This window comes from Limnovirga soli, assembly GCF_013106755.1.
Taxonomy (GTDB): domain Bacteria; phylum Bacteroidota; class Bacteroidia; order Chitinophagales; family Chitinophagaceae; genus Limnovirga; species Limnovirga soli.
Genome location: NZ_WHPF01000015.1, coordinates 65,241 through 77,997 on the forward strand (window position 1 = coordinate 65,241; position 12,757 = coordinate 77,997).

General features: G+C 36.1%; 11 protein-coding genes. All 11 read right to left on the reverse strand.

Translation table 11 applies throughout. The features are described from left to right. Positions 1-90: 90 nt before the first annotated feature. The 11 genes from GD597_RS18485 to GD597_RS18535 all read right to left on the reverse strand — a co-directional run bounded on the left by GD597_RS18485 (position 91) and on the right by GD597_RS18535 (position 12,743). Positions 91-1,005: a sulfotransferase gene (locus tag GD597_RS18485; RefSeq protein ID WP_171609392.1), complete on the reverse strand. Its 915-nt coding sequence runs from the start codon at positions 1,003-1,005 to the stop codon at positions 91-93. Between the two features lie 31 nt (positions 1,006-1,036). Beyond that, positions 1,037-2,494, reverse strand: coding sequence for an O-antigen ligase family protein (locus tag GD597_RS18490; protein ID WP_171609393.1), 1,458 nt, complete (start codon positions 2,492-2,494; stop codon positions 1,037-1,039). An 83-nt stretch (positions 2,495-2,577) separates the two neighbouring features. Next, entirely contained in the window at positions 2,578-3,498 is a 921-nt protein-coding gene (locus GD597_RS18495) for a sulfotransferase family protein (RefSeq protein ID WP_171609394.1), read from the reverse strand. Between the two features lie 35 nt (positions 3,499-3,533). Next, the gene (locus GD597_RS18500; protein WP_171609395.1) at positions 3,534-4,283 is read right to left on the reverse strand and encodes a sulfotransferase family protein; all 750 of its coding nucleotides are present in this window, start codon (positions 4,281-4,283) and stop codon (positions 3,534-3,536) included. Between the two features lie 10 nt (positions 4,284-4,293). Beyond that, positions 4,294-5,892, reverse strand: coding sequence for a lipopolysaccharide biosynthesis protein (locus GD597_RS18505; protein WP_171609396.1), 1,599 nt, complete (start codon positions 5,890-5,892; stop codon positions 4,294-4,296). A 246-nt stretch (positions 5,893-6,138) separates the two neighbouring features. Then, positions 6,139-7,035, reverse strand: a complete 897-nt coding sequence (locus GD597_RS18510; protein ID WP_171609397.1) for a sulfotransferase family protein — start codon at positions 7,033-7,035, stop codon at positions 6,139-6,141. 70 nt (positions 7,036-7,105) lie between these two features. Beyond that, positions 7,106-9,511 carry a GumC family protein gene (locus tag GD597_RS18515; protein ID WP_171609398.1) on the reverse strand — a complete coding sequence of 802 codons (2,406 nt, stop codon included), beginning with the start codon at positions 9,509-9,511 and terminating at the stop codon, positions 7,106-7,108. A 65-nt stretch (positions 9,512-9,576) separates the two neighbouring features. Further along, a complete protein-coding gene (locus tag GD597_RS18520; protein ID WP_171609399.1) occupies positions 9,577-10,395 on the reverse strand; it encodes a polysaccharide biosynthesis/export family protein in 819 nt (272 codons plus the stop codon). 297 nt (positions 10,396-10,692) lie between these two features. Then, positions 10,693-11,082 carry a carboxypeptidase-like regulatory domain-containing protein gene (locus tag GD597_RS18525; RefSeq protein WP_171609400.1) on the reverse strand — a complete coding sequence of 130 codons (390 nt, stop codon included), beginning with the start codon at positions 11,080-11,082 and terminating at the stop codon, positions 10,693-10,695. Between the two features lie 477 nt (positions 11,083-11,559). After that, positions 11,560-12,189, reverse strand: coding sequence for an OmpH family outer membrane protein (locus tag GD597_RS18530; protein WP_171609401.1), 630 nt, complete (start codon positions 12,187-12,189; stop codon positions 11,560-11,562). A 41-nt stretch (positions 12,190-12,230) separates the two neighbouring features. Further along, on the reverse strand, positions 12,231-12,743 hold the full coding sequence (locus GD597_RS18535) for an OmpH family outer membrane protein (RefSeq protein WP_171609402.1): 513 nt from the start codon (positions 12,741-12,743) through the stop codon (positions 12,231-12,233). Between the last annotated feature and the right edge of the window lie 14 nt (positions 12,744-12,757).

Sequence of the window (12,757 nt, forward strand, 5' to 3'; positions counted from 1 at the left end):
TAATTAAGTTAGCCAGGCTGTACCATTTTACCGGGCTTTACTTGCGTCGCACTCTTGTACGCCAGCAAGTACAGCAGCAGGTGTGTTTGGCTAGCCGTTTACAATTTCCAGAATACGCTTTTTTGTTTCTTCGCTCATCTCTGTTTTGGCAGATGCAGCTGCACGGTTATTTCTGTTTTGAACAGAAATTTTATCCATAAAATCATCCACAAATTTTGATGATGCAAGGCCAACAGCCTGCATCATATCTGCAATAAACTGCCTGGGCTGTTTTACAAAATCCTCGTAATTGGCTGCATAAACATTGGCATGCAGTTTTTTGGTTTCGTAGGCCGTAGCTTCCATTATTTTTTTATACTGGTAGGCTGCAAATAAAGCCTGATCGTGTGACAGAGATTTAGCTTCGGCCAATTCGGCATCGCTGTAGGCGCCCGTCCACCAAAGCTGATCGGTGATTTGATTGCTCCAATGAATTTCCAGCCAGGAGCGAACGGTAGAAACTGGTTCCCTGTTAATTTGCACAAACACGGCATCAGGAAAAATGCTGGACAAATATTCCATACGGGCCGGGCCGGTAAGTTTAAAAGCCAGCCTTTTGCGGTTTTGGTATTTTACCATTTTTGCAAAGTGAATGCGCATGCGGTTGGCTTCTTCTTCGGTAGCTCGTTCATTTAATAAAAAGCCTCTGGAAAAATCTATTCTGGGGCCGGTAATGGCTTCCCAAAAATCATAACGTTCTATAGGCCTGAAATATAGCTGATTAATAAGTGATTTGTTGTTTTGAGTGTTCATCCCAATAATATGCCACATGCTATTATCAAACACACGACGCAGGTAATTAATAGCTGCAGATTTGGGCAACAGCTCCTGATAATTTGAATGCCAGGCCAGGTCTTCGTGACGAAAAATAATATCAGATATTACGGTAGTGCCCGAACGGCCTGTACCGAAAATGATAATTGGTTTTTCAATCAGGTGTTTATGTTTCAACAAAAAATTACTCATAGTTATTATGCCATATTAATAATTGAGATGCTTACATATTTGTAGGTATATAGGCCAGGCTTGGATCCTCCATTGGATCGGGCAAACCATGTATATAAGATATTTTCCGGTTTTTCATGGCCTGCTCTACAGGCATACGATACAATATATAAATGCCAAAAACCAAAATCATATTATACCAAAGTGTTGACTCCCAAACACGACTAATAAACAAGCCCGCAAATATGGAAATAAAATAACTGATACTTGGTGCAGCCAATAGAATATCATTATACTTGATGGCAAACATAAAATTCTTATAGGCATGGTACAGAATAGTACAGACGACAGTCATAAAAAATAAAAAGCCTACATACCCATACTCTACCGCATACTCCACAAAAGTGTTGTGCATAACGTGGTCATCAATACCCGGTGCATATTTACTAACCGCAAAAATGGAGGCTGATTCATCACCACCTAATCCAAAAATAGGATCTTCATGCAATGCAGCAATACCTGCGGCCCAGTAGTTTAACCTGTCACCACCACCCGCTTCTGTCATATCAATAAAACGTTCAACGGTAGGCGAATCTTTAAATAAATAAGCCGCAACACCAACAGCAAACATTGCCGTAACCACTATCGTTAATTTAAAACCCCAATTTCGGTTCCAAAGACCAAGCATACCACCAAGCATGCCTAATACGATAAAATTTAATAACCCGTTTCTGGAAGCCAGGTTCATAATGATATATAACAGGCACCCTAGTGCAGCCAGATTTATAATTCTTTTGTACCATCCTGTTTTAACATCAAAAATGGATATATATAAAAATACACCCAGCGCATTCATGTTGGCTGAAAAGTCTCCGTGGTGCGATTCTCCAAAGTGAAGCGTTTCATATTTTGAAGAAACAGAGCCAAATAATAGCATATTCATTAGCACCAAAATTGTTAAATAGGGGGCCATATCTTTAATCAAGGTAAGTGCTCTGTATAATACATCTTTACGATGATTGATTAGCACTTTCAGGTATAGAAAAAAGAAACAGAGCTTTATTGCCTTCATGATCATTTTAAGGTACATACCAGACAATCCCTTTTTACCCATTAACGGTAACAGAAATTCTATGATTTCATGGTGCATATTAAATGTCATTATACCAACAATAATAAAAACACCAAAACCCAGAAAAATCATCACAAATTTAAAGGGCACCATTTTACCATTCCGTTGAAGATAATCATAGGCAAAGAAGGGTGCTGCCAGCATAATGGCTGTAGATTCTGCCTGCGAGGAAGAATCTTCAGTTTTAAAAGACCCTTCTATACAAGCAATAAACAACAATACTGGCACTATATAAGCCCTATCGAGCATGATTAGTGGCAATGCTACTGCCAGCATAGGATATGCGTTATTCAGGTACATGGAAAGAAAAGCAGAACCCAATAATGCAAAGTTTGCTGTCCAGTACCAGAGGTCTTTTATTTTAATATCCGTATTCATAACAATTTATTAAAAGTGCCTTGTTAAATATGTTCATCAACAAAGTACATATTATAAAAAGAGACTGTTGTTTGTATGCGCAGTTAACCCTTTTTCTCCTTAGCAATAGTGGGATTCCAACTGGCAAAACTTCTACCCATGATTTTTTCCAATTCTGCTATATCTTCTTTATAAATATCCCAAAGATAAAGCCTGTCTTCCATACCAAGTCTTGGCGGTTCTTTGGTTTTCCACGATTTTTTTAACCTGTCTTTGATAAATTTTGGAGTAATATCAATCAGGTAACGGGTGCCTTTAATTCCAAATAACTTATTGGTAATTTTATTTGCCTTTCTATCAAAATGAAAGTTTACTATTTCTTTATTGGGTACTATAAAGCTATCATCTACGCCAAGAAAAGAAAATAAACTGCTCATGGTACCATCAAAATCGTTTTTCAGGTCATCCAATAAAACCACTTTTATCTGTGAGGGTGCAAATCGTTTATAATAAGAGTTCAATATTTCTGCAAACATGCCACCCTGCACATAAGTACGTAATCTTTTTTCATCAGTACTAAAATTGCCTGTTGCATTTGTCCATGTTTTCTCCCCTTCCTCACCTTCCAGCGTAACATATTTCATTTGCGCAAGGTTTACATCTATAGCTTCTCTAAATGGTAATAATTCTTTACCCATACCTTTTTGCATTAACCAGCTGGAAAATGCCCTGTCTAATGGGTTTCTAAAACACAAAACCAGTTTGATGTCCGGGAAATGGGTTTTAATTCTGTCTGCTACAAATGGCAAAAAACTATAGCTGGGTGTAGCTTCGCCAATGGCTTTTGCATTGCCGGCATCTTCAAAATTTTTGGCATAATATTCCATTCCTTTGCTATAATGCAAACTAAAAAACCTTGTTTCTTTAACTTTTGCCGTAAACACCTGCGGATGTTGGCCCAAATAAAAGTGTAAAGATGTTGATGCACATTTTGGCGGACCTATAATGATAAAATTCGGATACATGCTCTTTAAGTTTACTATTCGGTAAAATATATGTTTTAATCTAGATATTTTTCATAGCCCCTGGCCAGCAACCAGTCTTTCATTTCCTTGTAATTCTCTACCATATCTTCCAATTTGCCAGGGTTCAATTTTTTAGATACCGGTTCAATTTTCATTTGGGTAACATTAAGATAATCCTGCAAGTCTGCAATGGTGTTATCCCAATTTTCAAAATCCTCGTAATACACAATTTTTCTATTTAAGCCAGCTGATGCATTTTCCAGTTGTTTGTTAAAACCTTCAATTTGCTGCATTTTATTACCCAATTCGTTCAAATCTATTTTAAACTTAGGTATAGCATCAGTTTTTACACCAGATTCGTTGTGATATACTTTCGTAGAGCGGGCTCTTAAATCAGATAATGTATTACGCAAACTATTCTTGCGTATCAGTACTATCACTTTTACATCATTCTTTTTCAAATAACTAAAAATACCTGGTGTATAATAGGTTTGAAAATGCATTAACTTAAATCCCCGGGCAGTAATACCATCATTTCTGGAAGCAAAAAATTTATTCAAAAAACCAGACAGGGTTAAATAGATTTTAGGGTAGTTGATAACATAATTTAGTTTGTTACCAATTACTGGTAAACGCCAAAATTTATATTTATACTCTGTATGGTATATGTCGCCTTTAAAGAAAAAAACTTCACCGGCACACAAAATTTCCGGATGCGTATCCAATGATTTAATCAATAAAGTAGATCCTGTACGGGGCGTAGTAAAAATGATAAACTTGGTCATGCACTATGTTTTATCCGTTTAATTCTTCATTTGCATTGGAAGCAGAAGCAGTAAGGGTTTCATCAACTTCCGGTAATATTTCTCCTTCTTCCATTTGCATCCGCCTTTTGCGGCCTCCACCCCCTTTTCCCTTTCCATTTTTTCCCTTCTTATTCTTCATTTTCATCAACTCTTTACGTAGAGCTACAAAATCACTTCCTAATAATGAAGGCATTTTAAAAAATACCAAAGAAAAGAAAGCTCCCAATAAAGTACATAATACACCAAATGCAATAATTTCATTATCAATAACCTGCAATAACAACCAGTATATTAAGTAAGAAGGTGCTACCGATACTACCGTTAAAAGCGCCCCATTTTTAAATGGCTGTATTATTAACGTAGCCCAGCCTTTTTTAAACACTTTACTACGTATAGTAATTAACATAGTAATATAGCTAAACACAGCCGATAAGGTTACGCCTATAGAAATACCTTTCAAATCCCAGAAACTACCAATATAAACTGCAATACAAAGCACAATTACATACTGCAATTTTCGGTTGGCATTTTTAAACACAAGGTTTTTTGCACGCATTAATGCATCTGAAACTTTTGTGGTAATTCTAAATGGAAGTGAGAAAAATAAAATCTGCATAGGTAAAACAGCACTTAGCCATTTTGTACCTAATAAAAGCAGTACTATTGGTTTGCAAAATACAATACAAAAAAAGCTAATAGGCAATAATAAGGCATTGGAAAAAGATAAACCACGGGAAAAGAATGCATATAGCTTTTCTTCTTCGTCGTTAATTTTTACCATAAAAGGCATCATTACCTTTTGTATCATATCCCCTAAATATCTTACTGGTATATTAGATATACGGTACGAACGTTCAAATGTACCGAGTGCTGCAATAGGCACCAGTTTACCAATTTCCAGCATTATACCAAAACCACTTACAAAATTGTAAATTCTTATCAGGGTTAAACCAACACCATAATTAAACAGGTCTTTCCAGTGGCGCAGAGTGGCCCCCAGAAAAACAGGAATTGGTTCCATTATCCAAACCATTATAAGGCGGGCTATATTATAAAACAATATAGAGTACACCAGCGACCACACGCCATAGCCTTTCATTGCCAGTATCACACCCAATATATTAGATAATAACAGGCTTAAACTATCGCTAAAAAATACCTGCTTAAATTTAAATTCTTTTTGTAAAAGATTTAGTGAAGATGAGCCAAGCGATAAAAAGATGAAACTTAACCCAAGCACTTTTAATACATCGGTTAATTCAGGTTGATTGTACCAGTTAGCAATAAATGGAGCAGTAGCATACATTATTAAATACATTACAACACTAACCAGTAAACTAAAAAATAATGCAGCATTTTTATGCTGTGGTTCTACATCCTTGCGTTGCATTAAAGCATCACCCATACCTGCTTCTGAGAAAAAGCTGGCAAAATTTACAAAGGCATTGGTAATGGCCATTATACCAAATTCCTTTTTAGTAACATACCTGGCAATAATGGCATTACAAACAATTTGCGAAACAATAATTACAAATGTGTTGGCAAATTGCCACATACCCGATTTTACCAGTTTTTGCTTATTTACCATTTAATTCAATGTCTTTTTGTATATAAAAATTAGTATGGTTTTGCTTATTTAAATTGCTATTTATGGGTTTATATTTTTTAGCCAATCAATAGTTCAATGTCAGGCTTTACTTGCGTCGCACTCTTGTGCTGCAACAAGTAATGCATCATTTACATGCAGTAAACTATTTGCCTAATAAAGTTATAACCGTACAAGAGTGCGACGCAAGTAAAGCTAAATAATTGCACAGGACCCTGGTACAGACAATTAAAAAGCAAACTCTCCATTTAATATGTCTGTTAATGCAGTAGATGTATTAACACCACTGTTATCAGCACCCTGTTTATTTTGGTTATAAATTTTTATACCTGCCATGTATTCATCTATCATGGGAGAGCTTTCGAGGCCCGCAAATGACAGTATATTATTAATGGTAGCTGATGGATTTGCCACAAAATCCTCGTACCGGATGGTTAGGAATTGAGCTTCTTTACCTTTCATTTCTGCAGCGGTAACATCCATTAATTTTTTGTATTGCAATGCAGCCAGCAATTCTGGCTCATTACTATTTGCTGTTGCCCACTCCATTTCTTTGGGGGTGTAGGCGCCTGTCCACCATAATTGGCTTTTGCCCTTATCCTGCCAAAACTCTACATTTAACCAGGAGTTGATAGTGGGTAAAGGATCTCTAACAATATTTACAAATACGGCATCGGGGAAAATGCTGGTTAAATAACCCACCCTTGAGGGGCCGGTAATTTTAAAAGCCAGCCGCTTTTTAAACTGGTAGCTAACCAGCTTATTAAATGCCTTTCGGATTTTTTTAATATCACTATCGGTAGGCCTTTCGTTTACCAAAAAGCCTCTGGAGAAATCTATGGATGGACCAGTTAAATACTCCCAAAATGCATAGGCTTCGGCCGGTTTAAACAATATTTTATTTAAGGCAGAAACCTTATTGAGTTGTGGCTTTTGGCCATGCAGGCGCCATAATTTATTTTCAAACAGGCTTCTTAACAGGTTTACCTGGGGTATGGAAGGGAAACCCTGCTGGTAATTAGATGGCCAGGCCAGACTTTCGTGCCTGAATACAATTTCGGAAATGATGGTTGTTCCAGACCTCCCTGAGCCAAAAATAATCAGTGGTTTAGAAATGTTTTCCATGTTAAGTTTCGGTGGTTTTTTACAGGAAAGGGCTGGTTTCCCAGCCCTTTATTATGTTAACTTTTTAGAATTATCCTTCAGGGAAAAGCCTTTTGAAAAAGGATTTCTTTTCCGTTACATCTTCTTGTGTATAATAACCGAAGTCTTCATCAAATCTGTACCCGAAACCATAACCCTGATTATAACCCGGTACCAGTTTAACATCGTTTAGTATAACACTGATGTTTTTTAGTTTGTTATTTTGTTTAAGATCTTCAATAACATCTATATGTTTTTTGTACGTTACTTTTTGTCTTACAATATATAAGGTAACATCAGCATAACGTCCAATTACCTGTGCATCAGTAACTATAGCTGCAGGAGGGGTATCAAGAATAATGTAATCAAACTTACGTTTCATCTCATCAAAGAATGCACCCATTTTATCATTCAACAATGTTTCAGAAGGGTTAGATTCCAATTCGCCTGATGAAAGCACCCAAAGGTTTTCATTAATACCTGAAGGTTGAATAACATCATTCAGGAAGGCACTTCTTTCCAGGTAATCTGCAATACCGGTATGATCCTGTAAACCCAGATCTTTTGTAAGTTGTGCTTTTCTTAATTCCATATCTACCAGTAACACTTTTTTACCTGATAAAGCCATAGCTGCAGCCAGATTAAGTGTTATAAAAGATTTGCCTTCGCCACTTACGGTTGAAGTTATCATTATCACTTTCTGATCAGTACCTGATAACCTAAACAATAGGTTGGTACGCAACGTTCTAAACTGCTCAGCTACTGCGGTACGGGATTCTTTGGTAACTACTACTTTATTACTTGATTTTGTTTCACTTATTTCAGCAATTAAAGGTGCGCTTGTTGATTCAACAATATCAGCAGGGGTAGTTACTTTATTATTGGTTAACTCGTTAATTAATATAACAAGAGAAGGTATTAATAATCCAAGGAATATGCTACCAATAATTACAATCAATTTATTTGGCCACCAAGGGTAAACTCCAGCTTTGGCAACATCTAATATTCTTACAGGGGCAATATTGTTTGATTTTGTTACTGCAGTTTGTTCACGTACAGTAAGTAAATACACATATAATTGCTGTAATACATCCTGTCTTCTTGAAGATTCAAGATACTGCCTTTGTTGTACCGGCATTTTTTGAATTGCGGCCTGTACGCTTGAGTTTTGTTTAGCCAGGTCATCGCGTTTAACCACCAGACCCTGTCTGTAGGTAACCAGAGTTTTAACCAGGTTATTTCTTATTTGTGCAAGCTGACCATCTACTGCTTTAACCTGTGGATTCTGCTCAGTGTTATTGGTTAACAATAATTGTCTTTGCTGTTGCAGGTTATTGTATTTTTCCACTAACTGAATATAAGCCTGATCGGTAATTGGAGAAACTGTAGGCATAGGGCGTTTGTCATCCTGCAAAACAGCTTCCAAATCCTGTACCCATTGAATTTGTACTTCCTGTGCAGATAGCTCTTTACCTGCATCACTTTTTTGACCTATTAATGCAGATGACAATGCATTGATATCTGTAATGCTATTAGACTGCTGGAATTTTTGTATGCTGCCTTCCACATTGCTTAACTCACGTGCCACCATTTGTATTCTTTCATCAATAAACGATACGGTGCTATCAGCTACCATATTGCTGGCATCAATTTTGGACTTTACATATAGGCTTATCAAATAATTTACAAAATCTTCCCCCTTCTTTGGTACTGATGCATCAAATGTAATATCCATTGAGGTAGTTGACAATGCCGATAGAAAGGCAAGTAAACTTTCATTATAGGTAAAAAAAGTTGCATCAAAAGGGGCTATCCTAAGACCTAATGGCAAATTGGGATTGCGTACTGTAACCTCTGGATTTTGCTTTAATACAAATGTACAATACCTCAATTTTACTGTATCGCCCCAGGTTTGTACAAAAGATGTGTCAGTATAATCATCAATAAATTTTACTTTATCCTTATCTATACGTACATCCCATGCAAGAGGATTTTCCAAGCCACCCTTTAACTCCAATAAATCAATAAAGAAGGGTGAGCGCTTATACACTTCTGCAAACCTTATTTCACCCTGCGCCCAGTAAGAAACATTCATTTGTAAATCATGAATGGCCTGCTCAATTAAAGTACGGGAGTGAATTGCTACCAATTCATTATTTACATCGTTCTGCTGAGAAAAAACACCTAGTTTGCTTAAGATATCAGACTCAGAAACACCACTTTGTATTTTATTGGCGTTGTCACCATTTACCATTACCCGTGCAGTAATAGTAAAAGTGGGTATACCAAACAGAATATATAAAATACCAAATGCAAGGCAAAGTACCAGAGACAGCGCAAAACCTTTCCAGTTACCCACTACTTTTGCTACTACATATTTAAAATCAAATCCATCAGTTTGATTAGTATAACTGCTGATTCCAGCATTATCAATCACCTTTTTATTATTGCTTTCCATTCTGCTAATAATTTTTTTTGAACGTGTTTAGTAACGGCATTATCACCGTAATCAATTATATAAATTTATTTAAACAGTAACCTTGCAGTTAACACAGTAAGGAATGATAAACCAGCTGCAATAAGAGCGAAATTTCTATTTCTATATGCATCTGTGCTAAGTACTTTAGATTCTGATGCTTCTACATATACCACATCATTAGGGCGAAGATAGAAATACGGAGAGCTGATGGTTTTTGAACTATCCAGGTTTAAGCGGGTAATTTCTTTTTGACCCTCATTATCCCTGATAAGCATTACATTTTCTCTTTTGCCAAAAATGGTTAAGTCGCCAGCCAAACCTAAGGCATCAATAATGCTAGGTTTTTCGTTAGGCACCAAAAAGGTGGAAGGATTTTTAACCTCACCTAATACAGTAACTTTAAAGTTTGCAAAACGCACATTTACAACCGGCTCTTTAAAGTAGAAAGATATTTTTGATGTAATGGTATCTCTTACCTGCTCTGTAGTTAAGCCTTTTACATGTACAGCACCTATATAGGGCATTCTAATGGTACCATCTTTACTTACCAAATAGCCCGAAACAGTTGCCTGTTGGGTGGTACTTCCTGTAACCGCTCCAGAGTTTACAGGCAAATTACCTTGATTTAAAATACTGTTGGCTTGTACATCAAGTGTTTGAACAATAATATTAAGGATATCATCTGTTCTTACTACAGGAGAAGAAAAGGATGATAATGGAACGTAATTTACATTACTACCTTCTGGTATATCTTTCAGGATGGCAATTCTTGGGGTGGTGCAAGAAGACATGAAACCGGCTATAAACAGCATGGCTGCTACTGATAACAGTATTGAGCTTCTCAGGGATTTCAGAATTTTCATTGAGTTAATGTTGGTTTTTATTAATGTATGCAAATGTAAAGTCGATTTTGTTCAGTCCAAAAAAGAAATTCAAACTAAACTATATCATAATACATCTATTTAAGCAAATTTAAGTGTGTGATAATTAATTCATTAAAGCAGTCTCTGTAAATAACCACTTACCCTAATTTTAAAGCGACTATAACTTAAAAGAGACTTAAAAAAAATCAATAATTTATAGTGGCTTATTAAAACTTAGCTGCTTTGAATAGCAATTATTAATCTTCAGATGTAAATAATATAATTACAATTTAATGGTTAAATAAAATCAAATTTAAACAACCAGGTATGGTGATCTTCATTTGTTTCTTCTTCTTCGGTTAGCTCTATTATTAACTTTCCGGCGTTTTTCTTAAAGCCGAAATTCTTTTTTTCTACAATTATATAATTATCCTTTTCAAAACGTAAGGTATACATACCAACTGTTGCCAATGGTATAATAAACTGCCCATTTTCATCGGTAGTAAGTTTCTGTTCGGTACTAAAAGCATTGCTTTTAGCAAAAATTGTTACGTCCTGAAGGGGCTTTTTTGTAATAGCATCTCTTACTACACCAATAAGGTTATTATCATTACCTGTATCTGTATTGGCACAAAACACAGTGCTACTTATACATATACATACAGCCAGAAGATATAGTGTTTTCATATTAGGTATTCTGGTTATATTAATAAAGTTGAAATATCGCCAACGGTGTAAAGTTAAAAGTAAATGATTACTGTACCTATTTAGTATTTATTAAAAAAAACCATATCCAGTTAAGACATAAATATAATATTTAAGCCTTTACAGCTATAAAACTGTTATATACCTGGCCCATTTGGTATGGCAGCTTTACTTGCGTCGCACTCTTGTACTTTCTGTACAATTCTCAGCAAGGCAGCGGCCGGCTACATTATTTATTATTGTTATATTATTTTTACTTTATATAATATTCTGGCATAATTCGCATGCTGTTAAACAAGGCACCTGCCTTTTTGCCATAACCTATTTTTTGTTGCCACAAAGGAAGAACCCTGAAGTGTGCGACGCAAGCAGCGTTGCCATTATGCCCTGTTGCCGGGCTATAAAATAAAAAAGCCACGCAAAGTTTTACGTGGCTTTTAATTAGTTTGTTGTTACAAATTAATTTGTTTTGGGCTTGGCTGCACCGGCAGCTGGCGCTTTGGCAGGGGGCGCTTTTGCTGCATCAGGATCATCTCCCATATAAATTAATTGCTGTGGCAAATCGGTTAATTTAAGCTCTTTTGCTACAGATATAAAGATGTTATCAATCGCAAAACCCAGTTCGTAGGTTTGTGGTTTTAGAATAAGCGTGTATTTACGGGCATCCAATACTTTTTTATAGGCAGCGGCCACTATTTCGTATAGTGGTTGTGCCAGCTGGCCTTTTTTGTTATCAGATTTTTGCTGTGCAATTTGCTGCCAGTATACCAGGTTCATGGCCATTTTACGGCGTTCGCCATCAGTATAATCCAACAAAGCTTTAGATTTTTTACCTGCAGCTACCAGGGCAGAGTCTACTTTATAGGTGCTATCCAAACGTTTGTATTCTGATTGATAGATTTCGTATTCAGCACCTAAAGAATCTGTATTATAAATATTTAAAAGACTGTCTACTTCGCGGTAACCGGGCATTGCCTGTACCATTAGATCAAGGTCAAATACGCCCACTTTGAATTGCTGCGCCTGTGCAGTTTCGCCCGAAAACAAAACAGCGATAAGTGCCAGCAGAGAAAAGAAAACTTTTTTCATGTTTTTTCTGTTGAATTATTAATTGATTTTTTGATGACTGTTTATTTAACCCCCAATTCACGCAGCACATCGTCGCTTTTATCTAATTTGGGGTCGGCAAATATAACGGTAATTCCTTCACTTTTATCAAGTATAAAATCGTAACTTCTTGCTACTGCAATTTTTTGTACTGCGTTGTAAACTTTATCCTGTAAAGGCTTTACCAGCTTTTCTCTTTCTTTAAACAAATCTCCCTGATAGCCAAATCGCTTTTTTTGTAAATCGCGTATTTCCTTTTCTTTATTAAACAATTCATCCTCTCTTTTCTTCTTCAGCTCATCGCTTAACATAAATTGCTCTGCATCATAGTCTTTATACATTTTATCTAATATAGCCTGTTTATCGTCAATTTCTTTTTGCCATTGTTCGCTTACCAGTTGCAGTTTTTTATCAGCGTCCTGGTAATCGGGTATTTTGCTTAAAATATATTTTGTATCAATTACAGCATAACGTTGTGCCTGTAAACCAGCGGCAAACAGCATAAAAGCCAGCAATGAAAACAAAATCTTTTTCATATGTTAAAATTTAA

Bases quoted from the DNA above. Each gene is read 5' to 3' on its own strand.
- GD597_RS18485 (WP_171609392.1), bottom strand. From the start codon at position 1,005: ATGAGTAATTTTTTGTTGAAACATAAACACCTGATTGAAAAACCAATT.
- GD597_RS18490 (WP_171609393.1), bottom strand. From the start codon at position 2,494: ATGAATACGGATATTAAAATAAAAGACCTCTGGTACTGGACAGCAAAC.
- GD597_RS18495 (WP_171609394.1), bottom strand. From the start codon at position 3,498: ATGTATCCGAATTTTATCATTATAGGTCCGCCAAAATGTGCATCAACA.
- GD597_RS18500 (WP_171609395.1), bottom strand. From the start codon at position 4,283: ATGACCAAGTTTATCATTTTTACTACGCCCCGTACAGGATCTACTTTA.
- GD597_RS18505 (WP_171609396.1), bottom strand. From the start codon at position 5,892: ATGGTAAATAAGCAAAAACTGGTAAAATCGGGTATGTGGCAATTTGCC.
- GD597_RS18510 (WP_171609397.1), bottom strand. From the start codon at position 7,035: ATGGAAAACATTTCTAAACCACTGATTATTTTTGGCTCAGGGAGGTCT.
- GD597_RS18515 (WP_171609398.1), bottom strand. From the start codon at position 9,511: ATGGAAAGCAATAATAAAAAGGTGATTGATAATGCTGGAATCAGCAGT.
- GD597_RS18520 (WP_171609399.1), bottom strand. From the start codon at position 10,395: ATGAAAATTCTGAAATCCCTGAGAAGCTCAATACTGTTATCAGTAGCA.
- GD597_RS18525 (WP_171609400.1), bottom strand. From the start codon at position 11,082: ATGAAAACACTATATCTTCTGGCTGTATGTATATGTATAAGTAGCACT.
- GD597_RS18530 (WP_171609401.1), bottom strand. From the start codon at position 12,189: ATGAAAAAAGTTTTCTTTTCTCTGCTGGCACTTATCGCTGTTTTGTTT.
- GD597_RS18535 (WP_171609402.1), bottom strand. From the start codon at position 12,743: ATGAAAAAGATTTTGTTTTCATTGCTGGCTTTTATGCTGTTTGCCGCT.